The sequence below is a fragment of the Rhodoplanes tepidamans genome, from assembly GCF_030813915.1.
GTDB classification, from domain to species: Bacteria; Pseudomonadota; Alphaproteobacteria; order Rhizobiales; family Xanthobacteraceae; genus Rhodoplanes; species Rhodoplanes tepidamans.
The window spans coordinates 141,005-161,531 of record NZ_JAUSUJ010000012.1 but is presented as its reverse complement, the minus strand read 5'-3'; the positions used below and the strand labels follow the sequence as shown (position 1 = coordinate 161,531).

The window sequence follows — 20,527 nt, the reverse complement described above, 5'->3', positions numbered from 1 at the left end:
AATGGGCCTTAGCCGAGCCGCCTCCCCGGGCGGCTCGGTTCTTTTTGGGGCGTGCCGTGGACATCCGGGTCTCTGGAAACTTCGCCACCATCGCGGCGCCGTTCCAGAACCTGTCTGAGCGCCTGATGCGCGTCGCCACCGAAGGCCTGCAGGCCGGAGGGGACAAGACGCGCACCCTGGTCAAGAAGGCCCTGCGCATCCAGACCAACGTGCTGCTCGCTCGCTCCATCAACGAGCGCGTCTCCTCCTACTGCCCGGGTGGTTCGGAGACCTACATCATCCGCGCCACGGGCAAACCGATCCGCATCCCGGACGAGATCAGGACCACGGGCCGCGCCGGCGGGGCGTGGATGCGCTACTCGTGGCGGGAGCACTGGCGTCTTCAGCCGCGCAAAGGCAAGGGCCAGTGGGGTCCACTGCCTCAAGACTTCGCGCCAGAAGTCACGTCCTATCCCTGGGGACCAGCGCACACATTCCAGCGCAGCTTCTGGGACCCGAAGCGGGGACCACGCGCCGCCCTCCCGGACAACCGCCACATCCGAACCCTCTATGGACCGAACCTCGCCAAGGAGATTGGCAAGGGGCAGAGCCTGGAGGCCTTCCACCTGGGTGTGCAGACAGAGGTTGTGCCGGCCATCCAACGGAAGCTGGCTCGGGCCTTCAACCTATGATCTCGGCGCAGGGCTCAGGCCCTGGCCGGGGGGTGTCGCTAGGGACCGTACGACCTCGGCGATGGCCCGCCCGGCCGGCGCAGCCCGGGATTTCGCCGTTTTTCGTGGGGCAAAAAACCCGGTTTGCTTCCCCGGGAGAGCCTCAGAGGAAAAGTCGGGTCTGAGGGGGTCCTCAGACCCTCGCCATCAGCGCATGGGTCAGCCGGCGAGCGGCCCGCGCTCCTACACCGCAGAGGTTGCAATGGCACGGAAGCCCACGAACTGGCCGGCCGCGCGCGTGGAAATGCGCTCCGTGGAGGAGCTGCAGGTCTACGCCCGGAACGCCAAGACCCATTCGGACGAGCAGGTCGCCGAGCTGGTCGCCTCCATCAAGCAGTGGGGCTGGACCACGCCGGTTCTGGTCGACGAGGACGGCGTGCTGATCGCCGGCCACGGTCGGCTCGCGGCGGCGCGCAAGCTCGGCATCACCGAGGTGCCGGTCATGACGGCTCGCGGCTGGACGGAGGCGCAGAAGCGCGCCTACCGGATCGCAGACAACAAGCTCACCGAGAAGGGCGAGTGGGACGAGGGCCTGCTCCGCATCGAGCTGGGCGAGCTGCACAAGGAAGAGTTCACGCTGGAGCTGACCGGCTTCACCGGCTCGGAGCTGGAGGGCCTGATGCTCCCGCCGGACGACGGCGAGGGCGAAGGCGGCCCGCGCGTCTCGACGCCGGTGATCCAGTTCAACATCGTCTTCGACGACACGGCCCAACAGGAGGCCTGGTTCGGGCTCGTGCGCCGGCTCCGCGGCAAGTACCCGGACGAGCCGACGCTTGGCGCGCGCCTCGCGCGCTACATCGCGGAGACCGAGAGTGGCGAGGGTTAAGCGGTTCATCGACGTCGATGTGCTGACCGAAGCGAAGCGTCGGCTGCACCACATCTTCGACGTCTTCGACAGCGTCGCCGTGATGTTCTCCGGCGGCAAGGACAGCCTCGCGGTCCTCCACCTCACGCGCGAGGTGATGCTGGAGCGCGGCCTCCAGGAGCCCGTGAACGTCGTGTTCCGGGACGAGGAGCTGATCCCCGACGAGGTCATCGACTTCGTCGACGAGTATCGGCGGAAGGACTGGATCAAGATGATCTGGTTCACCGTTCCGCTGGCATCCACGAAGTACGTGCTCGGCGTCTCCCGCCCCTATGTGCAGTGGGACCCGGGCCGTGAGTGGGTGCGCGAAAAGCCACCTTGGGGCGTGAGCCTCGCGCCGGGCGACACACGGGTCTTCGATCAGTATTCGATGGACGCTTTCACGGCCGAGTTCTTCCGCGGCAAGGTGGCCTTCCTCACAGGGATCAGGGCGTCCGAGAGCCTGATCCGGTTCCGGGCTTGCGTGAACAAGCTCAACGAGAACTACATCAACGGCGTCGTCGATCCGCGTGCGCAGAACGTCAAGCTGTGCAAGCCGATCTTCGATTGGGAGGAGGACGACGTCTTCCGCTACTTCTTCGATCGAGGCATCCGGTACTGCCCGCTCTACGATCTGCAGATGTGGGCGGGCAACCAGCTCCGGGTCTCGACGCCGCTCCACGCCGAGAACGCGAAGCGGTTCGACCTCCTGCGCTCGACGGCGCCGGACTTCTACTCGCGCGTCATCAAGGTGTTCCCGGAGATGCTCGCGCACGAGCGGTACTTCCGGGACCTCAACCGCGAGGCGCTCCAGGCCCGCTACGGCCAGACCTACGAGGGCGTGGAGGCCTGGATCACGGAGAACCTCGAAGGGTCTCAGCTCGACCTCGCGCTGAAGCGGTTCCGCTCGGCGATGGGGCGGGCTCGCAAGGACCCGGAGGTCTACCCGCCGCGCTACCTGCTCTCCGCCTTCATGTCGGGCAGCTACAAGCGCGAAATCCTGCCCGCGCCTCGCCCCAAGGTGTCCTCGTGACGAACTTCCCGAACGACCCCATCTCGAAGATCGAGTGGCGCGACGCGGCCTCGCTGGACGCCAACGACTACAACCCGAACGTCGTGTTCACGCCCGAGCTGCGGCTCCTCGAACGGAGCCTCCTGGTCACCGGGTGGGTGCAGCCGATCTTGATCACGCCGGCCGGCCAGATCATCGACGGCTTCCACCGGGCGATGCTCTCGCGGGAGAGCACGGCGCTCCGGGCGCGCTACGGCGGCCTGGTGCCGTGCGCGGTGCTGGACGTGCCGCGCCACAAGGCGATGCTCCTCACGGTCCGGATGAACCGGGCGAAGGGCACGCACGTCGCGGTTCGCATGTCGGCGATCGTCCGGGAGCTGATCGACGTCCACCACTGCGACCCGCAGGAGGTGGCGATCGAGATCGGCGCCACCCGGGACGAGATCGACCTGCTCTACCAGGACGGCGTCTTCAAGAAGAAGAACATCGCGGACTATCGCTACTCGTTCGCGTGGTACCCGGCCGAGACGACGGCGCGATGAGGTTCGACGACCCCGGCTATCTGGCGGCCTGGAGGGCCGGCCGATACCCGCGCATCCACGACGCCATCTTCGAGATGGCGGTCGTCTACATGCGGGGCACGCGCGTGCTCGACCTCGGCTGCTCCTACGGGCTGATCGGCGACCGTCTGGTCCGCAACGGCATGGCGGAGTTCGTCGTGGGCGTGGACGCCGACGAGGCGGTGCTGGCGCAGGGCCGGGACGCCGGCGTCTCGGGGACGCTCTACAGCCTCCGGGTGACGGAGGAGACGCTCCCCGAGCTGATCGAGCTGGTCTCCAGCCGGCGGCTCGACGTGCTGGTGGCGCGCCGCGTCCTGCCCGAGTTGTTCGGCGAGAACGTCCAGCTCGGCCGGCGCTTCGCTCACGAGCTGCGCGCTGCCGGCATCCGGGAGGTGTTCGTTGAAGGGCGGGTGGCGTCGGTGCGGAGCGTGAACGCGCTCCGCTCCATCGACGAGGAAGTCGACCTCCTCTCGGAGGCCTACCGCGAGGCGCGCCGGATCGGCGCCGTCTCCTTCATGCAGGCCCGCTGATCAATCTCGTCCAGCGGCCGCCGCGCCGGCGGCTCGTGCTGCTCGTACTCGGCCCGCGGCAGGAGCCCGGGCGCGTCCAGGAAATCCGCCGAGAAGCGCCCGAAGTTGCGGGTGTGGAACGGGCGGGACCGCTTCCCCTCGCGGATCGCGGTCCGGTAGCGGTCCCACGCATCCCGGTTCTTGAACCGGCAGTGGACCATCATGTGGCAGACGAAGCAGAGGTGGAACTCGTCGGTCTTCCCCGCAGCGAAGGGCTCGCTGTAGTCCTCGGCGTGGGCGTCGATCACGCCTTCCGTCTGCCCGCACGCGCAGCACCGGCCCGGCCGGGCGAGGCGCCCTGACGCCCACTCGGCGCGGAGCCATGCCTGTGCGCGGTTCCTCTGTGCGGGCGAGAAGCCGTTGTAGGGGTTCATTGCTTCGGGTCCACGTCCAGCTCGTCGGGCAGCGCGCCGAAGAGCAGCTTGTAGCGTAGCAGCTCGATCGACCATGTGGGCACCACGTTGGACCCCTTGGAGGTCTCGGGCTTCAGCCATGCGTGGACCGTGTGAATGCTGACGCCGAGCAGGTCGGCGACGTCCTGCCGCTCCAGCTTGCGCGTCTGCATGATGCTCTGGAGCCTCTTCCGCCGGCTCTCGCGTTCAGCGTCGCCCATGTGCTATCTCCATCATCGCTGATCGTGCGCTCCCCCGGTGTCCTCGCGGGCCTGGGTGAGCCGATCAGCACGACCCCGGGCGCGCCAACGCCCGGGGTCACCAACTCCGCCGCGTTCGCGGCCGGCCGACGAATAGCATCGTCGTGCCCTCTCTCAGAAGCTCGGGTCCCGGTGCTCTTCGCACCGGCCGATCAGGAGGCCGGAGCCGCCGTCGTGGCGCTTCCAGCGCCGGGTCTCGCGGTTCCAGTAGACCTCCTCCCACGTCCCGTCCTTGCGCTGGCGGAAGGTCGCCTTCGTGCCCTGCGCGTTCGGGGTGAAGGCGTATTCGGCCGACCCGTCGTGGGCGCTGCCGCTGACCACCTTCGCGGTGTCGCGGCTCACCCGAACCAGGACGGCGCGGCCGCTCTTCTCGACCTCGTAGATCGTCGCGGCGTAGCGGTCGGTCCAGGACAGGACCGTCGCGCCCATACCGACCTCGGGGGTCGGCTGGCCGACCACCATGCGGGAGTAGAGGTGGTTCACGAGGCTGCTCGTCTCGGTGCCGATCTTCATGGCCGCCTCCCTTAGTTCGGCCGGCCGGCGGCGGCGATCTGCGCCACGCAGGTCGCCACCGGGGTCTTCCAGACCAGATCGGCGCGGGTCGGGAGCAGCTCGCGCTCCATGCTGTACTCGGGGCCGGTGAGGAAGCGGCGCATCTCCTCGCGCATCAACACCAGCGCGGTGTCGATGTTGGCGTTCGTCACCACGCCGGTGGCGACCACCGCGCGCATCAGGCGGTGCGCAATGTCGGCGATCATGTCGGCGGCGGGCTCGGCGGTGCGGGTGGTGGCAGTCATCGCGGGTCTCCTCGCGGTTGGGGCCTGCGCCAACAGGCCGGGGTTTCAGCCCGCCGGGGCCTGCCGCCCCGGTCGGTCCGGGGGTGCCGCCCCCGGTCGGGAAGCCGCTGCTCGGCGGCTCCATGTTGGGTATTCTATACCCATCAACATCACGAGCAACATCAAAATGGGCAGTCCGCCACGAATTCGTGGTCGGGCTCGCTCCACTCCGGCGGCTCCTCACCGATAGGGTATCGCTTCCGTCCGTGGGCTTCGTCGTGGATCGCGGCGAGCAGCTCGTTGATCGACGATCTGGAGACGCCTCGATCCCACGCGGGGTCGCGCAGGTATCCGGCCTCGGCGGCCGCCTCCCGTGCGCGGTCCAGCGTCATGCCGCTGCTCCTGATCAGGGCGCCTCGGCCCGGCACCAGGGGGATGCCGTCGAGGATGTAGCGGATGTCGCCGTCCGGCCTCAGACCTCCCCGGCCGGCGAGGAACTGAAACAGCGATACAGGGCGCCTCGGGCGTTCCCAGGCGGGCCGTCTGCGGTCGATGTGCTGCAGGCGGCCCCACGCCTTCGCGATGGCTCCACGGCGCGTCCTGGCGCCCCTGATCGCCTCTGCGATCTCGTCGTCGGTCCAGACGTCCGCGACGAGGTCCCACGAGGTCGTGAAGTAGTGCTCGCGCGCATAGTCGCGGACGACCCTCACGAGGTCCGGCATGGCCGAGCCTCACGCGGTGATCCGGCCGGTCGCACGGGCCTGATCCGCATAGACGGACAGGGTGTGCTCGGCCTCGAAGTAGGCGTCGCGCTCCATCGAGAAGGCGTAGCGGCCGACCTGGATGCGCGCGCCCTCGATCTCGGAGCGCAGCACGTAGCCCGGCTCGGGCTCGCCGACGCCCATGTCGCAGAGGCCGAAGAGGCGGTCGGGCTCGTCCGGATCGCTCTCGGTCAGCAGCCACCGCGCCGAGCCGTAGGGGTTGAACACCTTGACCACCGGCTTGTGGTCGGGCTCGCGCTCGCCGCGCTTCTGCGCCTCGCGGGTGGCGAGGCCGTTCGCTGCGAGCTGCCGCAGGATGTCGGCGGTGAAGATTTTCTGCATGGTCGTGGTCCTCGCGGTTTTCTGACGCGCCAACGTCAGGCGGTGATGGTGTCGGGGTTGACCGCCGTGAACTCGGCGGGCGTCATCGGCTCCAGGCATTCGAAGTGACCGGAGCGGTTTCGGATGAAGGCGGCGTAGGCGGCGCGGAACTCGCCGGTGACCCGGCAGGTCCGATGCGTCCAGGGCTCGCCGACCAGGAAGCCGTGCGCGCGGTGGACGGCGGGCGGCATGATGTCGAGCATGTCGGCATAGCGGCCTGCGTCGACCTTCTTCCATGCGGGCGTGGTCATCGTGTCCTCCTCAAGCTCGCGGGGAGCCCCACGGCAGGCCGTAGTGCTCGGCGCAGGTGGGGCCGTAGCCGACCGCGGTGCTGCGCTCGTCGGTCAGCGTGCGGCGGCAGAAGCAGCAGTTGCCGGTCATCAGGCCGTGCTCGGCGGCCACGCCGGCCGGGTCCCGGGCGAACCGGATCAGGTAGTCGACCAGCCCGGGCGCCGACGCGCGGGACGGCTCGAAGGTGCCGTCCCGGTGGATGCGCCCGTAGAAGCGCCGGCTCTCGTAGGGACCGTCGTCGGTCACGTTCAGCGACCCGGGCACGCGCGCCCGCTGGCCGGCAACGTTCAGCCGGACGTTCCCGAGGCCCTGGCAGTTCAGCACGATGGCCGGGCGCCTCAGATGCTGGCCGGCCCTGTCGAACAGGGCGATGACGCTGGAGAGGTCTCCGACCTGGACCGGCGTCGGCCGAGGCGCGTTCGCGCGCTCGACCAGCCTCTTCACCCACTCGCCCTGCTTCATGCTCAGCGAGCCAAATCGAGCCGCTCCGTTGAGGAGGCTGCGCGCAAACTCCTGGTCGCGCGGGCTCAGCCGCGGCAACGCCGCGGTCAGATCGTTCAGGGATGCCATTGTGGTGTCCTCGCGGTGCGCCGGCGCCAACCGGCATGGGTATTTGATACCCTAGTCAATATCGAGGGCAAGCTCGTTCTCGCCCTCGACGGAAAAAAGATCGTCATGCCGGAGCCACATCCGGCGCTTCAGGTCGCGGGTCTTCTCGACGGCGGCGGTCAGCTTCGCGAAGTCGATGCCGAAGTCCTTGTAGCCCTTCCTGATTACGCCGAGGTAGTAGGCGCTCGGCATGTCGTAATGGTCGCTGTTCATCAGGTAGATCAGCGCGCGGCGGGCCTTGCGCTTGCCGTCGCGCGTCACCGCGAGCTTCAGGTACTCCTTCCGGTACAGGCCGGAGGAGACGCCCTCGTAGCGATCCAGCGCCCGCTCACAGGCCTTCGTGATCTCCCACAGGCCGCACTCGACCTCGTCGCCCTCGGACCGCTCCACGTCGGCCACGCCGCGGAACACGAGGCGCGCGTCCGGCAGGGTGAAGTGTGCGATGGGCTTCGCCAGCGGGCAGCGCCGCGCCATCTGCTCTTTGTTCAGGTTCGATCCGTAGGCCACGTACAGCATCGCTCAATCTCCTCTGGCAGCGGGCGGGGGCCGATCCCCCGCCCTGGTCTCGGGGCAGCTCAGGCGGCGCGCTCGATGGCCGCCTCGATCTGCTCCAGCGTCTCGGACACGGCGAAGCCGCCGCCGTCCGCAAAGGTGATCCGGGAGCCCGGCTTGTCTTCCTTCCGCGGGTTCATGGAGCGGATGTAGACGGGGTTCACGCGGACCGGGCTGGTGACTTCGCGCTCGATCTCGTCCTCGTCGACAATCGTGGCGCGCACCATCGTCAGGGAGATCATCTTCATGGTCGTTCTCCTGCCGGCAGGGTTGGGCCGCGGCGGTGCCGGCGCTTCGCCGCGGCGTTCGTGATCACTCGGCGGCGGTCAGGCTGGCGGCGGCCAGCATCTTCCGGCGCTCGTGGTAGAAGCGGCGCACGGCCGGCTCAGCGCCCACAAAGGTCAGCAGCATCGACAGCTCCTTCGAGGGGTCGTGCGGCTTCTGAGAGGGGCGCTGGCGCGGGCGGGCTCGGAGGCACTTCTCAACGAAGCCCACGCACACGCGCACCCAATTCTCGACCTTGTCGGCGTCAACCGTGCCGCCGTGCTGGCGGAATTCAACGGTCCGGTAGCGGTTGTAAGAGGTCATGTTCAGCTTCCGATACCGGGTGGTGTTGGCCGGCATGCCGCAGCCCGAGACGCGCTGGATCAGGCTCGGGATGTCAGTCGCCAGCTTGTAGTTCTCGACCGCCCGGTTGATGGCCTCGTTGTCGTAGTGCCCACCGAAGGCGGTGCGGTTGCTCAGCACGTACTGGTTCAGGTCGCGGCGCCGGCTCGGCGGAACGATGGCGTCGAAGGCCGTCTCGCAATGGACAAAGTTAATCGCCAGCGCCCGGAGCTGGTCGGCGTTCATGTCGCCGGCGTAGACGTGGACGTGGAAGCCGCACCGCACCGAGACCCGGCAACCAAACTCGCGCATCGCATCAACCACGCGGCGCGCCTCGGCAATACCCTCCTCACCGCTCAGCACCGGGGAGACGACCTCCACACTGCGCGGGCCGAGGGACGCATCGGTGGTCAATTTCCAATGCGGGCGGGTCTGGTGGTTGTACTGCTCGCACTCGGCCACAACGCCCGCCCGGCGGCGGATCAGCCCGCACAGGCCGCGCGCGGTGCGGCGGTCCGGGAGGTGGCACTCAAGCTCAATCCCAAAGGTCCGGGCAGCGATCATCGTCAGGTCCTCGCGGTGTAAGCGGCGCCAACCGCTTATGGGTATAAAATACCCTACTAAGTATCAGGTGCAACCTCTTTTTTGGAAAAAACCGTGGTCGACGCAAAAAAGATGGAAAGCGAGAGCGAGCGCCGCGCCGGAGTGATCACGACGGCACAGGCCGCGGCGCTCCTGAAATGCACGCCTCAGTGGATCAGGCAGCTCGAAAAGCAGGGCTACTTCAGGCGGCTCGGACGTGATCAGTACCAGCTCGTCGCCGTCGTGCAGGGCTACGTCGACTTCAAGAACAGCGAGGAGCGGCGCTCCAGCAAGACAGCCGCCGACGCCCGCGTGCGCGACGCCCGCGCTCGTGAGTACGAGCTGAAGAACGCCGAGCGCGAGCGAAAGCTGGTCCAGTTCGATGAGCACATCGCCATCGTCGATGAGATGGCCGGCATGGTCCGGTCCGAGTTCGCTGGGCTGCCCGCGCGGGTGACGCGCGACCTGCAGCTCCGGCGAACGATTGAACAGGCCGTCAATGACATCCTCGATCGACTTGCCGATCTTGCCGTCGCGCGCGCCCGAAAGTTGGGGCCGGCTGGCGCGGCTGCTCCGGCCCTCACGGCCGCAGACGCCGGATCAGTGGGCGGCTGAGAACCGCGAATACCCGCGGTCGGCGGCGGTCCCGGGGCGCCGGGACCCTTACCTCACGCCCTACGTCGTCGAGCCCGCGCGCCGGATCGCCGCGTCTGATCGGAAGCGCGTCGTCTGGGTGATGGGCGCGCAGTCCGGGAAGACCGAGACGTTCCTCGACGTCGCCGGCCAGCGCCTGGACCAGCGCCCGGCGCCGATCCTCTACGTCGGCCCGAACGACCAGTTCCTCCGGGAGCAGTTCGAGCCGCGCGTGATGGCGCTGCTCGATGAGGCCCCGTCGCTCGCCGACAAGGTGGCGCGCGGCAAGCGGATGACACGGACCCGCAAGGTGATCGCCGGCGTCCCGTGGCGTCTCGCCTCGGCGCAGTCTTCGTCCGCCCTGAAGTCGGACCCCTTCGCGCTCGCGCTCGTCGATGAGTACGACGAGATGGTCGCGAACATCCGGGGTCAAGGCGACCCCCTCGGCCTGATCGAGCGACGCGGCGACACCTACGCCGATTTCTGTTGCGCGGTCGTGAGCACCCCCACGATTGGCACGGTGAAGTCGGTGCAGGACGAAGCGAGCGGCCTCGATTTCTGGGACGTGATGCCCGCCGACGACATCGAGAGCCCGATCTGGAGGCTCTGGCAGCAAGGCACCCGGCATCACTGGTGCTGGCCGTGCCCGCACTGCGGCGACTACTTCGTGCCGCGGTTCGACCTGCTCCGGTGGCCCGAGGGCGCGTCGCCGGCCGAGGCCGCGAAGGCGACCTACATCGAGTGCCCGCACTGCGGCGGCGTCGTGGAGGAGCAGCACAAGGCCGACATGAACGAGCGCGGGCGCTACGTCGCGCCCGGGCAAGCGGTGGACCGCGAGGGCGTCGTCTCCGGCGAGCCGCGCGACGCCGCGACGATCTCGTTCTGGACGTCTGGGCTCGCGAGCCCCTTCGTCGCCTTCGGCGATCGCGTGCGCGTCTACCTCGAAGCCGTCGCGATGGCCGACAGCGACATGGTCCAGACGGCGGTCAACGCCGGCTTCGGCGAGCTGTACGCCCGCGGGGGCATCCACCTGAAGGAGTGGGAGGCGGTCGCGAAGCTGCGGCAGCCCTACCGCATGGGTGAGGTCCCGAGCGGCGTGCTCCGCCTCACGATGGCGGTCGACGTCCAGAAGAACCGGCTCGTCTACTCGATCCGCGGGTGGGGCGCTCGCGCCACCTCCTGGCAGATCGAGAGCGGCGAGCTGGCGGGCTACACCGACGAGCAGACGGTCTGGGGGGACCTCGCCGACCTGATCACGGGGACGTGGGGCGGCCTGCCGATCTCGCTGGTGCTGATCGACAGCGGCTTCCGGCCTAACAAGGTGTCCGAGGGCAGCGCCAACATCGTCTACGACTTCTGCCGGCGCTTCTCGCGGCTCACGCGGCCGACAAAGGGCCACCCAACCCTCGACGCCCCGATCAAGCGGTCGCGCCTGAAGGTGACCGTGCCCGGGCAGCGGATGCAGGTCCCTGTCGAGCTGATCAACCTGGACACCGACTTCTGGAAGAGCCGGCTCCACGAGCGCCTCGCGTGGCCCTTCGGGCAGCCCGGGAGCTTCACAATCGCGGGCGACAGCACCGACGACTACTGCAAGCAGCTCGTCTCCGAGGTGCGCCAGCTCACGCCGGGCGGCCGCGCCGAGTGGGTGCAGGTCTCCAAGAACAACCACTTCTTGGACTGCGAGGCGATGAACGAGGCTGCCGGCCACCTCCTGAACATGCAGCGCGTTCCGCTCGGCGCCGGCCGCCGCGCGGAGACCCCGCCGGAGACCGAAGTGCCGGCGGAGACGCCGCCGCCCGCGGCAACGGCGAAGGCCACTCGCAACCGGATGGCTGATCTCGCCGCCCGGCTCAACAGGTGATCGAGATGACCACTTCGACCAGGAAGAGGAAGGTCTCCGCCAAGAAGGCGGCCGCGGGCGAACAGCCTTCGGCCGCCTTCATGCGGAGCGATCACTCCCCGTTCTTCTTCTCCTGGCGGCCGGCGCTCCGTGATGAGCGGGACGACGTGCTCGCCGGCTACGTGATGGCCGCGGCCCGCGTCATCGACACGATGCACAACTCCGGCTGGATCGCCGGAGCCGTCGAGCAGGCCGTGTCCTCGACGCTGGGGACCGGGCTCCGCCTCACGGCGAAGCCGGACGTCGTCGACCTCGGTTGGACGCAGGATATGTCCAACGAGTGGGCTCGGAACGTCGAGCGCCGATGGGAGGCCTGGTCCTCCGCTCCGCTCGAATGTGACGCCGCCGGTGTGATGAACGTCGCGCAGATGACGGCCGCCGTGCTGAAGTCGTTCTTCGGCTACGGCGAGAGCGTTGCGCTCCTGCCGTCGATCCGCCGCCCCGTCTCGCAGACGCGGACCAAGGTCCGGCTGATCCCGGCGCACCGCATGGTGCAGGAGACCAATCCTCTGATCGGCATGGTCCAGGGGGTGCGCGCCGACGTGAACGGCCTGCCGGTCGCCTACCGGTTTCAGTTCAAGGACCCGCGGCTCGGCTACGAGAACCTCGTGGACGTCGCCGCCCGCGACGCCGCGCTGCGGCCGCAGGTGGTCCACGTCTTCGAGGGGGCGCCCGGGCAGGTGCGCGGCATCTCGCCGATGACGCCGGCGCTCCGGGTGATCCGGCAGTTCGACCAGCTCGCGGACGCGACGCTGGAGGCTGCGCTGATCCACGCGATCTTCGCCGCCACCGTGGTGTCGGACGCGCCGACCGAGGACGTCCTCCGGGCTCTCCAGGACGACGCCGAGCAAGGCATCGGCGGGCTCGCCGGCGGCTCGATGGCGGACTGGCTCGGGGCGAAGGCCGGCTGGTACGAGAACACGAAGATCGACTTCGGCCGGGCCGGGCGCATCGCGCACCTGTTCCCGGGCGAGAAGCTGGAGCTTCACAAGTCGCAGTCCCCGAACGCCACCTACGAGGCGTTCGCGAAGTTCCTGCTCCGGGAGATCGCCCGGGCGCTGGGGATGACCTTCGAGACGCTGACTGGCGACTACACCGGCGCGACCTACTCTTCGGTCCGGATGGCGACCTCGGAAATCTGGCCGATCATCCTGCGCCGGCGCGCCAACATCTGCGCCCGCTTCCTGCAGTTCGTCTACGAGGCGTGGCTGGAGGAGGAGATCGAGTTCGGGCGCATCCCGTTCCCCGGCGGCCTCTACGGCTTCCTCGCGAAGCGGCCGGCAGCGGCGCGGGCGGACTGGCGCGGCCCTCCGAAGCCGCAGGCCGACGATCTGAAGACGGCGAAGGCGCACGAGACCTACTACCGGCTCGGGCTCTCCACCGCCGAGATGATCTGCTCGGACCTCGGCCACGATTGGGAGGACGTCTACGAGCAGCGCGCTCGCGAGGCCGAGGCCCGGAAGCGGCTGAAGCTCGACGACGATCCCACCATCACGCCCGGCAAGAAGGACCCGGTGGCCGACAAGCTCGCGGTCCAGGAGGACAAGGTCGATGGCTGACGTCGACTGGAGCGATCCCTGTGCTCGCGCGGCCGCGCTCCGGGCCGCCTATTACGCGATCGTGGGCGGCCAAGGCACCCAGCGCATCCGGTTCGCCGACCGCGAGGTCTGGTTCACGGCGACGAAGATCGACGTGCTCCGAACCGAACTGAGGCAGGCCGAGGCTGAGTGCGCGGCGAAGCAAGGCGTGGATAGCCCGCACCGGCGCTTCGCGATCCGAGCGGGCTCTCGGCGCCTCCCGCGCACCTTCTGAGGACGACGGCATGAACACCAATGGACTGCCGGCGGTCGCGCAGACCGCGTGGCCGGCGGCGCTCGCCTCGCGACCCCTGCTGATCTACGAGCCGCACGCTCTGGAGTTCCGGGAAGCCTACCTGGAGGCCGAGCGGCTGCTCGCCGAGCCGCAGGCGGCCGCGGGCAGCTACTCCGACGACGCGCCACGCTACGCCGTCGTGGACGACGTGGCGGTGATCCCGATCAACGGCGCCCTGATCTCGCGGGGCGACTACATCGGGGGCTCCTACTACACCTCCTACGGCGCCATCACCCGCGAGGTCCGGCGCGCGACCGCCGACACCTCGATCCGCGCCATCGTCACGGCGATCAGCTCGCCGGGGGGGACGGTGGAAGGCATCCTCGGCGCAGCCGGAGCGATCCGCGAAGCCCGACTGGCCGGCATGCCGGTCGTCGCGCACGTCCGCGGCATGGCGGCGTCGGCGGGCTACTGGCTCGCCGCGCAGAGCGACGAGATCGTGCTGAACGACGACCTCGCGCTCGTCGGCTCGATCGGCGTCTACACGATGCACATGGACGTCTCGAAGCTCCTGACGGACATCGGCATCAACGTCTCCCTGATCTCCTCCGGTCGGCACAAGGTGGACGGGCACCCGTTCGCCCCGCTGCCGGCTGATGTGCGCGAGCGCATCCAGATGGAGGTCGACGACCTCCGGCTGATGTTCGCGCGCGAGGTCGCCGCGGGGCGCCCGAAGCTCACCGCTGAGCTGGCGCTCTCCACCGAGGCCCGGGTCTACCGGGCTCTCAACCCGCGCACCGGCGATCGCGAGGCCATCACCAACAAGCTCGCCGACCGGGTCGACAGCCTCGACGCGGTGATCGGCAAGCTCCCCCGCGCCTCCCGGCGCGCTTTCTCAGGAGGTCTCCGGATGGAGAACCAGAACGGCACGCCGGCTGCCACGACGCCGAGCACCACCGACCAGATCGCCGCGGCCCGCGAAGAGGGCCGGAAGGCCGGCGTCTCGGAGGGCATCAAGGTGGGCATCGACACCGAGCGCGCCCGCATCAGCGCCATCATCGGCCACGCCGAGGCCGAGGGCCGCGAGCAGCTCGCGCGCACCTTCGCCTTCGACACCGACATGACCGTCGACAAGGTGGCCGCGCTCCTGAAGTCGGCCCCGAAGGCCGACGCGAAGCCGGCGGTGCCGGAGCAGCGCGCGTCCACCTCGCCGCTCGGCCTCGTCGCCGAGGCGGTCACCGCCCCGCAGGAACAGGCGAAGTCCGGCTGGTCGAAGGCCGTGGCCGCCGCCAACAAGCGTTTCGAGAGCATCGCCGGCTGACCGGCCCGGCTGACCGAAGGAGGTCCACATGACGGTTCTGAAGGAAGGCCGGCACCCCGGCGAGTTCATCATCAACGAGGCCGATGGCACGTATTGCCGCGAGGCGATCGTGATCTCGTCCGGCGCCGGCAAGGTCGAGCCGGGCACCGTGCTCGGCAAGATCACGGCGACCGGCGAGTACAAGCCGGCGGCCGTGGGCGCGAGCGACGGCTCCGACAAGGCGGCCGCGATCAACATCTACGGCGTGGACGCGACGTCGGCGGACCAGAAGGTCGCCGCCATCGTGCGCGGCCCCGCCGAGGTGAACGGCAACTTCCTCGTCTTCGACGCTTCGGTGGACACCGCGGCGGAGAAGGCCACGAAGCTCGCCGAGCTGGCCGCGATCGGCATCATCGTCCGCTGACCGCAGACACCTAACCCACCACACAGACGGCCGAACTGCGTCCAATCTGGTGAGCTGTGCTAACCGGAGCGCGGTCGGCTGCGCCAAGACACCAGGAGTTGGCAATGGCCGACATGCTCGACATCTTCAAGGGCGACGCCTTCAGCGTGACGTCGCTCACCGACGCCATGCGGGAGATCAAGTACGTCCCGTCGCGCGTCGGCGCGCTCGGTCTCTTCACGACCACCAGCATCGACACCCTCGATGTCGCGATCGAGAAGGACAGCGACCGGACCTTCATCATCGTGCCGGCCTCGCCGCGCGGTAGCCCCGGGAAGACCTGGGGCAAGGGCCGGCGCTCGATGCGCAAGCTGAGCGTCCCCCACTTCCAGGTCGACGACGCGATCTACGCGGACGAGGTCCAGGCGGTGCGGGCGTTCGGCGAGACGGTCGCCGTCGAGACGCTCCAGGGCAAGATCGCCGGCCGGGCGGCCGAGGCCTCGCAGTCGTTCGCCCTGACGGAGGAGTTCCACCGCCTCGCCATCCTGAAGGCGGGCACGCTGCTCGACAGCGATGGCTCGGTGCTCTTCGACTATTACACCGAGTTCGGCGAGGAGCAGCCGGTCGAGATCGACTTCGATCTCGACAACACGGCGGCGCCGGACGGCACGCTGCTCGACCAGTGCGCGTCCCTCTGGGAGGCGATGGCCGAGACCCTCGACGGCCTGCCGTTCACCGGCATCCGCGCGCTCGCCGGCTCGGGCTTCTACAAGGCCCTCCGCAAGCACAAGGAAGTCCGCGAGACCTACAAGTACCAGGAGGGGCGCGCCCTGCGCGAAGGCTTCGTGAAGCCGCAGGACGGGCTCCTCAGCCGCTTCGAGTTCGGCGACATCACCTGGGAATGGTACCGCGGCGGCCTGAACGTCGGCGTCGCGTCGGACAGCGTCCACTTCATCCCCGAGGGCGTGCCGGGCCTCTTCCGGACCGTCTTCGCCCCGGCCGACTACATCGAGACGGTGAACCGGCCGGGACAGCGCCTCTACGCGAAGCAGTGGCCGATGGAGAACGGCAAGGGCGTGAACCTGGAGTTCCAGAGCAACGTCCTCCACTACTGCACCCGCCCGCGGGTTCTGATGCGCGGAAAGCGCACCTGACCGATGGCGGATTGGCGCGATCTGGCGGCCGCGGTTGACGCGGCCGTCCAGCGCCAGTTCGGGGAGCGCGTCAGGATTGTCCCCCGCCGGGTCGATGGCTTCGACGTTCCGCAGCCGGACCCGGCCCGCGAACCCTTCGAGGTGGCGGGCGTCCTGGGCACGCTCAACGACATGGCGATGGGGCTCTCCGGCGATCACGCCGGGTCCCCCTTCCGAGGGCGCATCGCCCTCCAGAACGTGGCTCTCCACGTCAAGCTCGGCGACCTCGCCGGCAAGGACGTGCAGCTCGGCGATCTGGTCGAGCCCATGGACCGCCCGGGCGAGAGCTTCGAGATCAATCGCATCGTGAACGAGGCGGCCGGCTTCACGATGTTCTCCCTGCTCCGGGTGGACTGATGATCCTGCGCGCGTGCATTCGGCTCGCGGCGGTGCTCGCGCTGCGGAACCAGACGTGGGCCGGCGCCCGCGTCTACGACAGCAACAACATGCCGCTGCCTTCGGCCCTGAAGGAGATGCCGGCTCCGTTCATCGCCGTCTTCACGGAACGCGACCAGCGCAAGGTGGAGGGCGGCCGCGCGGTCGCCCCCGCCGAGCGCGAGCTTAGCGTGACGATCGAGTTTGGCCTCGCCAGCAAGGTCGAGCAGAAGACCGGCGGCCCGGCCATCGAAATCCCGTCGTCCGACAGCTCCTTCGAGCTCGCCCTCGACGTGATCGAGAACCAGGTCATTAAGGCGCTGGTGACCGGCCCCACGAACGAGTGGGGCGAGTTCTGGAAAGCCTTCTGCACCTCGATCACCCGCACGACCGGCGAGCGAGCCGGCGAGGCTGAGCGCGGCGCCCGTTGGGCGGCCCGCCAGCTCACCTTGATCGTCGACACGATCGCGGACCCGGCGCCCGGTGTCCCGCTCGGCGCCGACCACCCCGTGACGCTCTTCCTCGCGCGGCTGCGCCAGATGACGGACGAGCCCACCGCGGCCAAGTACGCCGACCTGATCAGCTCCGAGCTGTCCGCAACCTCGGCCCCGGAGTGGGAGCAGGCCGCGGCGCTGCTCGGCCTCACCGGCCGGGAGGCGCAGAGCCTCGGCATGTCGGTCGAGGGCTCCGACGCCATCGACCCCAACACCTACGACCCGGCCACGGACGGCCCCGACGTGGAGGTGACCTGACATGCGCGACCTCCTGCAGGAGCTGGTGACCCGCGTCGCCGAGCTGGAGCGCAAGAGCGACAACATGCTCCGGCCCGGCCCGGTCCAAGCCCGGAAGAAGATCGACGGCGAGTGGTTCGTGCGCACGAAGATCGGCGGCACGGACGAGAAGCCGACGCTCTCCCCCTGGCTCCCCTACGCCCAACAGAACGGCGGCCCGAAGGGCCTGAACGTCTACCGTGTTCCGCAGATCGGCGAGAACATGATGATGGTGAGCCCGACCGGCGATCCGCGTCAGGCGCTCCTCGTCCCGATGTTCTGGTCGAACGAGCACAAGCCGCCCTCCGATAAGGAGGACGAGGTCGTGGTCACGCACCCGAAGTTCCGCCTCTCCCTCGCGGACGGGACGCTGAAGATCGAAAGCTCCGAGGTCATCGAGTTCAACAGCGCGCAGACGATCCGGCTCGTCGGCGGTGGGAGCGAGGTGGAGCTGAAGGGCGGCCACATCAATATCGTCTCGGGCGACATCCACACGGTTGGGAAGACCCACCTGGGTGTCGAGAGCAAGGACGAGCAGGGCAAGAAGAAGGCCGTCATGGAGGGCCTCCTGATCGGCCCGCGCGTCAAGCTCTCCGAGAAGGACGCCACCGAGGACCCGAAGGTCGGGGAGATCATGGCGGCGATCGCGGCGGCCGGCGGCGGCGGTGGCGGCGGGGACTGACATGGCGGGCATCGACCGGCAGACCGGCCGTCTCCTCGACGGCTGGGATCACGTCGAGCAATCGGTCGCCGTGATCATGACCACCGCCTTCGGCACGCGAATGCTGCGGCGCTGGTTCGGCTCTGCGGTCCCGTACCTGCTCGGCCGCAACCTCACCACTCAGACCGTCGTCCAGTTCTTCACAGGGCTGATCGCGGCGCTGGAGGTGAAGGAGCTGGATACGGGCCTCCCGCGGGAGCCTCGCTTCAAGATCACGAAGATCGTTCCGAGCAACGCGAGCGAGTTTCGCGTTGGCGCGCTCCACCTGGAGATCACCGGCATCTACATGCCGCGCGGCCACCTCGGCGACTTCACCCCATTGGACACGCGCACCATCGTGCTGAGGCAGGGCAAGACGGGCGCCTTCGAGACGGTTGGCTGACATGGCGCGCTATCTCCAGCCCGACCTCACGCGGCTGCCGAAGCCGCAGCTCATCGAAGAGATCACCGCGAACGGCATCATCGCGGAGATCAAGGCCTACGTGCTCGCCCTGTGGGATCAGGTGCGAGCCACCAGGCCGGACCTCCCGCCGCTCGACTTCCTCGGCCTCGAAACGGAGCCGATGACGATCCTCATCGAGGCGTTCGCCTATCGCGAGACCTTGCTGAGGGCGCTGGTCAACGACAAGGCCCGGGCGGTGCTGCTCGCCTTCGCCGTCAAATCGGACCTGGACCACATCGGCGCGCTGATGGGTGTGGTCCGGGCGACGCTGGTGCCGGCGACCGACACCAGCCCGGCTATCATGGAGAGCGACGACCAGTTCCGCCGCCGCATCCAAATGGCGCCGGAGGCTCTCTCCGTCGCCGGGCCGGCCGGGGCTTACGAGTTCCACGCGCTGTCGATCGACCCTTCGATCCTCGACGCCTACGCCTACACGCCGCGCGAGGGCGAGGTTCACGTCGTGGTCGTCGGCCAAGGCGTGGAGCCGGTGTCCGACACCGTCCTCAAGAAGCTGGTCCGGCGGTTCAAGCTCGACGACATCGTGCCCCTTACGGACACGGTGACCGTGCGCCGGGCGGAGATCGTCACCTTCGACCTGGCTCTCCGAGTGCAGGTCGTCGCCGGCGCCGACGTCTCCGCGGTACGGAGCGCGATCGAGGCGGCGGTGCGGGGCTATCTCGCCACGCGAGCGCGCATCGGATCGGCGGTCTACCTCTCCGCGATCGTCGCGGCCGCGAAGACCCCGGACATCGAGAACATCGTGATCACAGCGCCCTCCGCAGACGTGCTCTGCGCGCCGGCCCAGATCGCCAAGGTCGGCTCGATCGCCATCGACGTGATCGTGGTCGGCTGACGGAGCTGCCACATGATCCCGTATGAGCTGCACCTTCTCCCGGTGAACGCGAGCAGCCTGGAGCAGGTCATCTCGTCGGCCGGGCAACGGGTCCAGGTGATCCCCACGCCGATCGAGACGGTCAAGGGGCCGTACACCGCGCCGCTGGGCTTCCTCACCTTCGACGCATGGGAGTACAGCGCGGACCTCTGGAAATCGGGCTGGCCGGAGACGCTGAAGCGGGTCGTGACCGCTTCCTGGTTCACCGACCACTCGCTGAAGGGCACCGAGCGGGCAATCTCGCGCTACTGCTTCTACGTCGGCAGCGCCCTGCTGAAGGTCACCAAGCCGCCGTCGAAGTTCTTCCTCTCGCCGGCCTGGACCAAGACGGAGCGCGAGGCGTGGCTCCAGTCCCTCCCGCAGATCAGGGTGTGGGACCTGAAGCAGCGCGGCAAGCGCAAGCACCTGATGTTCGCCGGATCGAAGACGTTCAAGGCGTTCTTCGAGGGGCATTGGGTCGCGCCGTCCGACGCCCGGTTCCGGCTGGAGCGCCGGGCCGAGCTGATCATCGACGGCGAGCACCGGCCCGTGGATGTGGACGGGCTCGGCAATCAGGCTGACCGGGTCCGCATCCGCGACAAGGCGACGTCTGGCTTCTTCCTCGGGGTCCCTCGGCGGCAGAGGTTCGCGACGCCGTCCACCGCCGCGGAGCGGGTGATCACGTTCACGTTCGTCGGGCAGCCGGCGCACGGCATCCGCTTCCCCGTCAGGCCCGGTCTCGAAGTGAAGTCGGTGATCCCCGACCTGATCTTCGAGCACGGCCGCGCTCCGGCGTCGATCTTTCCCGGCCGGCCGCTGAACAAGAAGTTCCTCGTTCCGAGCGGGGCGTCGCTCCGCATCTATTCGAGGATCGCGATGTGGGACAACGACCGTGTCCCGCCGGCGCGGAAGGCGCTCGCCTTCGCCGGTGTCGGTCGCCTCGGCATGCCGCCACACACGGCGGAGCTGAAGGTGTCCATCCCTGGCCGGCGGTCGTCGAAGGCCTTCGGCCGGTTCATGACCGGCCACCTCATCGCCGCGGACCGAGAGCGGTGGCGTGACACGTTCACGGCCGTGCGATCGGCAAAGCGGCTCTCCGACAAACTCCAGGTGAACAGCAAGACGTACCGGCCATTCCGGATCGGTTCGGTCATTCGAATTGGCGGCTCTTACAAGCTCGGCCGCTGGACTAGGAGCTGACG

The 20,527-nt window shown here is 68.7% G+C and carries 29 protein-coding genes; 18 read left to right on the top strand and 11 right to left on the bottom strand.

What is annotated here, in order from left to right:
* Positions 1-56 precede the first annotated feature (56 nt).
* The 5 genes from J2S22_RS15880 to J2S22_RS15860 all read left to right on the top strand — a co-directional run bounded on the left by J2S22_RS15880 (position 57) and on the right by J2S22_RS15860 (position 3,656).
* Complete coding sequence (locus J2S22_RS15880) at positions 57-671, top strand: hypothetical protein (protein ID WP_272775641.1); 615 nt, start codon at positions 57-59, stop codon at positions 669-671.
* Positions 672-912: 241 nt separating this feature from the next.
* A complete protein-coding gene (locus tag J2S22_RS15875; RefSeq protein WP_307155846.1) occupies positions 913-1,536 on the top strand; it encodes a ParB/Srx family N-terminal domain-containing protein in 624 nt (207 codons plus the stop codon).
* Entirely contained in the window at positions 1,523-2,587 is a 1,065-nt protein-coding gene (locus tag J2S22_RS15870; RefSeq protein WP_272775639.1) for a phosphoadenosine phosphosulfate reductase domain-containing protein, read from the top strand. The genes J2S22_RS15875 and J2S22_RS15870 overlap by 14 nt, the downstream gene beginning before the upstream one ends.
* Positions 2,584-3,108, top strand: coding sequence for a ParB N-terminal domain-containing protein (locus J2S22_RS15865; protein WP_272775638.1), 525 nt, complete (start codon positions 2,584-2,586; stop codon positions 3,106-3,108). The genes J2S22_RS15870 and J2S22_RS15865 overlap by 4 nt, the downstream gene beginning before the upstream one ends.
* Complete coding sequence (locus tag J2S22_RS15860; protein WP_272775637.1) at positions 3,105-3,656, top strand: class I SAM-dependent methyltransferase; 552 nt, start codon at positions 3,105-3,107, stop codon at positions 3,654-3,656. The genes J2S22_RS15865 and J2S22_RS15860 overlap by 4 nt, the downstream gene beginning before the upstream one ends.
* Here the strand turns inward: J2S22_RS15860 and J2S22_RS15855 are convergent.
* The 11 genes from J2S22_RS15855 to J2S22_RS15805 form a co-directional block, all read right to left on the bottom strand.
* Positions 3,605-3,943, bottom strand: a complete 339-nt coding sequence (locus J2S22_RS15855; protein ID WP_272775636.1) for a hypothetical protein — start codon at positions 3,941-3,943, stop codon at positions 3,605-3,607. The genes J2S22_RS15860 and J2S22_RS15855 overlap by 52 nt on opposite strands.
* Before the next feature lie 122 nt (positions 3,944-4,065).
* On the bottom strand, positions 4,066-4,308 hold the full coding sequence (locus J2S22_RS15850) for a hypothetical protein (protein ID WP_272775635.1): 243 nt from the start codon (positions 4,306-4,308) through the stop codon (positions 4,066-4,068).
* A gap of 153 nt (positions 4,309-4,461) precedes the next feature.
* A complete protein-coding gene (locus J2S22_RS15845) occupies positions 4,462-4,860 on the bottom strand; it encodes a hypothetical protein (protein WP_272775634.1) in 399 nt (132 codons plus the stop codon).
* A gap of 11 nt (positions 4,861-4,871) precedes the next feature.
* Positions 4,872-5,144 (bottom strand): hypothetical protein, encoded by a 273-nt coding sequence (locus J2S22_RS15840; protein WP_272775633.1) that lies wholly within the window; start codon positions 5,142-5,144, stop codon positions 4,872-4,874.
* Positions 5,145-5,305: 161 nt separating this feature from the next.
* Entirely contained in the window at positions 5,306-5,845 is a 540-nt protein-coding gene (locus J2S22_RS15835) for a hypothetical protein (RefSeq protein ID WP_272775632.1), read from the bottom strand.
* A gap of 9 nt (positions 5,846-5,854) precedes the next feature.
* A complete protein-coding gene (locus tag J2S22_RS15830; protein WP_272775631.1) occupies positions 5,855-6,226 on the bottom strand; it encodes a DUF2958 domain-containing protein in 372 nt (123 codons plus the stop codon).
* A gap of 35 nt (positions 6,227-6,261) precedes the next feature.
* On the bottom strand, positions 6,262-6,516 hold the full coding sequence (locus J2S22_RS15825) for a hypothetical protein (RefSeq protein WP_272775630.1): 255 nt from the start codon (positions 6,514-6,516) through the stop codon (positions 6,262-6,264).
* 10 nt (positions 6,517-6,526) lie between these two features.
* Complete coding sequence (locus J2S22_RS15820) at positions 6,527-7,126, bottom strand: DUF6011 domain-containing protein (protein WP_272775629.1); 600 nt, start codon at positions 7,124-7,126, stop codon at positions 6,527-6,529.
* 51 nt (positions 7,127-7,177) lie between these two features.
* Positions 7,178-7,681 carry a gamma-glutamylcyclotransferase family protein gene (locus tag J2S22_RS15815; protein ID WP_272775628.1) on the bottom strand — a complete coding sequence of 168 codons (504 nt, stop codon included), beginning with the start codon at positions 7,679-7,681 and terminating at the stop codon, positions 7,178-7,180.
* A 59-nt stretch (positions 7,682-7,740) separates the two neighbouring features.
* Positions 7,741-7,965, bottom strand: a complete 225-nt coding sequence (locus tag J2S22_RS15810) for a hypothetical protein (protein ID WP_272775627.1) — start codon at positions 7,963-7,965, stop codon at positions 7,741-7,743.
* A gap of 64 nt (positions 7,966-8,029) precedes the next feature.
* Positions 8,030-8,887, bottom strand: coding sequence for an amidoligase family protein (locus tag J2S22_RS15805; RefSeq protein WP_272775626.1), 858 nt, complete (start codon positions 8,885-8,887; stop codon positions 8,030-8,032).
* A 93-nt stretch (positions 8,888-8,980) separates the two neighbouring features.
* On the opposite strand from J2S22_RS15805, the gene J2S22_RS15800 reads away from it, so the two are divergent.
* From J2S22_RS15800 to J2S22_RS15740, 13 genes are all read left to right on the top strand, one after another.
* The gene (locus J2S22_RS15800) at positions 8,981-9,520 is read left to right on the top strand and encodes a type IV toxin-antitoxin system AbiEi family antitoxin domain-containing protein (RefSeq protein ID WP_272775625.1); all 540 of its coding nucleotides are present in this window, start codon (positions 8,981-8,983) and stop codon (positions 9,518-9,520) included.
* A complete protein-coding gene (locus tag J2S22_RS15795; RefSeq protein ID WP_272775624.1) occupies positions 9,405-11,399 on the top strand; it encodes a terminase gpA endonuclease subunit in 1,995 nt (664 codons plus the stop codon). Before J2S22_RS15800 ends, J2S22_RS15795 begins: the two co-directional genes overlap by 116 nt.
* Positions 11,400-11,404: 5 nt before the next feature.
* Positions 11,405-12,997: a phage portal protein gene (locus J2S22_RS15790; RefSeq protein WP_272775623.1), complete on the top strand. Its 1,593-nt coding sequence runs from the start codon at positions 11,405-11,407 to the stop codon at positions 12,995-12,997.
* Positions 12,990-13,250 (top strand): hypothetical protein, encoded by a 261-nt coding sequence (locus J2S22_RS15785; RefSeq protein ID WP_272775622.1) that lies wholly within the window; start codon positions 12,990-12,992, stop codon positions 13,248-13,250. Before J2S22_RS15790 ends, J2S22_RS15785 begins: the two co-directional genes overlap by 8 nt.
* Before the next feature lie 10 nt (positions 13,251-13,260).
* Positions 13,261-14,571 carry a S49 family peptidase gene (locus tag J2S22_RS15780; RefSeq protein ID WP_272775621.1) on the top strand — a complete coding sequence of 437 codons (1,311 nt, stop codon included), beginning with the start codon at positions 13,261-13,263 and terminating at the stop codon, positions 14,569-14,571.
* 28 nt (positions 14,572-14,599) lie between these two features.
* Positions 14,600-14,974, top strand: coding sequence for a head decoration protein (locus J2S22_RS15775; protein ID WP_272775620.1), 375 nt, complete (start codon positions 14,600-14,602; stop codon positions 14,972-14,974).
* 104 nt (positions 14,975-15,078) lie between these two features.
* Positions 15,079-16,107 carry a major capsid protein gene (locus J2S22_RS15770; RefSeq protein ID WP_272775619.1) on the top strand — a complete coding sequence of 343 codons (1,029 nt, stop codon included), beginning with the start codon at positions 15,079-15,081 and terminating at the stop codon, positions 16,105-16,107.
* 3 nt (positions 16,108-16,110) lie between these two features.
* The gene (locus J2S22_RS15765; protein WP_272775618.1) at positions 16,111-16,503 is read left to right on the top strand and encodes a hypothetical protein; all 393 of its coding nucleotides are present in this window, start codon (positions 16,111-16,113) and stop codon (positions 16,501-16,503) included.
* Complete coding sequence (locus J2S22_RS15760; protein WP_272775617.1) at positions 16,503-17,273, top strand: hypothetical protein; 771 nt, start codon at positions 16,503-16,505, stop codon at positions 17,271-17,273. The genes J2S22_RS15765 and J2S22_RS15760 overlap by 1 nt, the downstream gene beginning before the upstream one ends.
* A gap of 1 nt (position 17,274) precedes the next feature.
* A complete protein-coding gene (locus tag J2S22_RS15755) occupies positions 17,275-17,973 on the top strand; it encodes a phage baseplate assembly protein V (protein WP_272775616.1) in 699 nt (232 codons plus the stop codon).
* A gap of 1 nt (position 17,974) precedes the next feature.
* Positions 17,975-18,394, top strand: coding sequence for a GPW/gp25 family protein (locus J2S22_RS15750; RefSeq protein ID WP_272775615.1), 420 nt, complete (start codon positions 17,975-17,977; stop codon positions 18,392-18,394).
* Position 18,395: 1 nt separating this feature from the next.
* Positions 18,396-19,307, top strand: coding sequence for a baseplate assembly protein (locus J2S22_RS15745; protein ID WP_272775614.1), 912 nt, complete (start codon positions 18,396-18,398; stop codon positions 19,305-19,307).
* 12 nt (positions 19,308-19,319) lie between these two features.
* Complete coding sequence (locus J2S22_RS15740) at positions 19,320-20,525, top strand: phage tail protein I (protein ID WP_272775613.1); 1,206 nt, start codon at positions 19,320-19,322, stop codon at positions 20,523-20,525.
* The last annotated feature ends 2 nt before the right edge of the window (positions 20,526-20,527 follow it).

What these genes read in the sequence shown, in the direction of transcription:
- J2S22_RS15875 (WP_307155846.1), top strand. Translation starts at nt 913, where the DNA reads ATGGCACGGAAGCCCACGAACTGGCCGGCCGCGCGCGTGGAAATGCGC.
- J2S22_RS15860 (WP_272775637.1), top strand. Translation starts at nt 3,105, where the DNA reads ATGAGGTTCGACGACCCCGGCTATCTGGCGGCCTGGAGGGCCGGCCGA.
- J2S22_RS15850 (WP_272775635.1), bottom strand. Translation starts at nt 4,308, where the DNA reads ATGGGCGACGCTGAACGCGAGAGCCGGCGGAAGAGGCTCCAGAGCATC.
- J2S22_RS15845 (WP_272775634.1), bottom strand. Translation starts at nt 4,860, where the DNA reads ATGAAGATCGGCACCGAGACGAGCAGCCTCGTGAACCACCTCTACTCC.
- J2S22_RS15840 (WP_272775633.1), bottom strand. Translation starts at nt 5,144, where the DNA reads ATGACTGCCACCACCCGCACCGCCGAGCCCGCCGCCGACATGATCGCC.
- J2S22_RS15835 (WP_272775632.1), bottom strand. Translation starts at nt 5,845, where the DNA reads ATGCCGGACCTCGTGAGGGTCGTCCGCGACTATGCGCGCGAGCACTAC.
- J2S22_RS15830 (WP_272775631.1), bottom strand. Translation starts at nt 6,226, where the DNA reads ATGCAGAAAATCTTCACCGCCGACATCCTGCGGCAGCTCGCAGCGAAC.
- J2S22_RS15825 (WP_272775630.1), bottom strand. Translation starts at nt 6,516, where the DNA reads ATGACCACGCCCGCATGGAAGAAGGTCGACGCAGGCCGCTATGCCGAC.
- J2S22_RS15820 (WP_272775629.1), bottom strand. Translation starts at nt 7,126, where the DNA reads ATGGCATCCCTGAACGATCTGACCGCGGCGTTGCCGCGGCTGAGCCCG.
- J2S22_RS15815 (WP_272775628.1), bottom strand. Translation starts at nt 7,681, where the DNA reads ATGCTGTACGTGGCCTACGGATCGAACCTGAACAAAGAGCAGATGGCG.
- J2S22_RS15810 (WP_272775627.1), bottom strand. Translation starts at nt 7,965, where the DNA reads ATGAAGATGATCTCCCTGACGATGGTGCGCGCCACGATTGTCGACGAG.
- J2S22_RS15805 (WP_272775626.1), bottom strand. Translation starts at nt 8,887, where the DNA reads ATGATCGCTGCCCGGACCTTTGGGATTGAGCTTGAGTGCCACCTCCCG.
- J2S22_RS15795 (WP_272775624.1), top strand. Translation starts at nt 9,405, where the DNA reads ATGACATCCTCGATCGACTTGCCGATCTTGCCGTCGCGCGCGCCCGAA.
- J2S22_RS15790 (WP_272775623.1), top strand. Translation starts at nt 11,405, where the DNA reads ATGACCACTTCGACCAGGAAGAGGAAGGTCTCCGCCAAGAAGGCGGCC.
- J2S22_RS15785 (WP_272775622.1), top strand. Translation starts at nt 12,990, where the DNA reads ATGGCTGACGTCGACTGGAGCGATCCCTGTGCTCGCGCGGCCGCGCTC.
- J2S22_RS15780 (WP_272775621.1), top strand. Translation starts at nt 13,261, where the DNA reads ATGAACACCAATGGACTGCCGGCGGTCGCGCAGACCGCGTGGCCGGCG.
- J2S22_RS15775 (WP_272775620.1), top strand. Translation starts at nt 14,600, where the DNA reads ATGACGGTTCTGAAGGAAGGCCGGCACCCCGGCGAGTTCATCATCAAC.
- J2S22_RS15770 (WP_272775619.1), top strand. Translation starts at nt 15,079, where the DNA reads ATGGCCGACATGCTCGACATCTTCAAGGGCGACGCCTTCAGCGTGACG.
- J2S22_RS15765 (WP_272775618.1), top strand. Translation starts at nt 16,111, where the DNA reads ATGGCGGATTGGCGCGATCTGGCGGCCGCGGTTGACGCGGCCGTCCAG.
- J2S22_RS15760 (WP_272775617.1), top strand. Translation starts at nt 16,503, where the DNA reads ATGATCCTGCGCGCGTGCATTCGGCTCGCGGCGGTGCTCGCGCTGCGG.
- J2S22_RS15755 (WP_272775616.1), top strand. Translation starts at nt 17,275, where the DNA reads ATGCGCGACCTCCTGCAGGAGCTGGTGACCCGCGTCGCCGAGCTGGAG.
- J2S22_RS15750 (WP_272775615.1), top strand. Translation starts at nt 17,975, where the DNA reads ATGGCGGGCATCGACCGGCAGACCGGCCGTCTCCTCGACGGCTGGGAT.
- J2S22_RS15745 (WP_272775614.1), top strand. Translation starts at nt 18,396, where the DNA reads ATGGCGCGCTATCTCCAGCCCGACCTCACGCGGCTGCCGAAGCCGCAG.
- J2S22_RS15740 (WP_272775613.1), top strand. Translation starts at nt 19,320, where the DNA reads ATGATCCCGTATGAGCTGCACCTTCTCCCGGTGAACGCGAGCAGCCTG.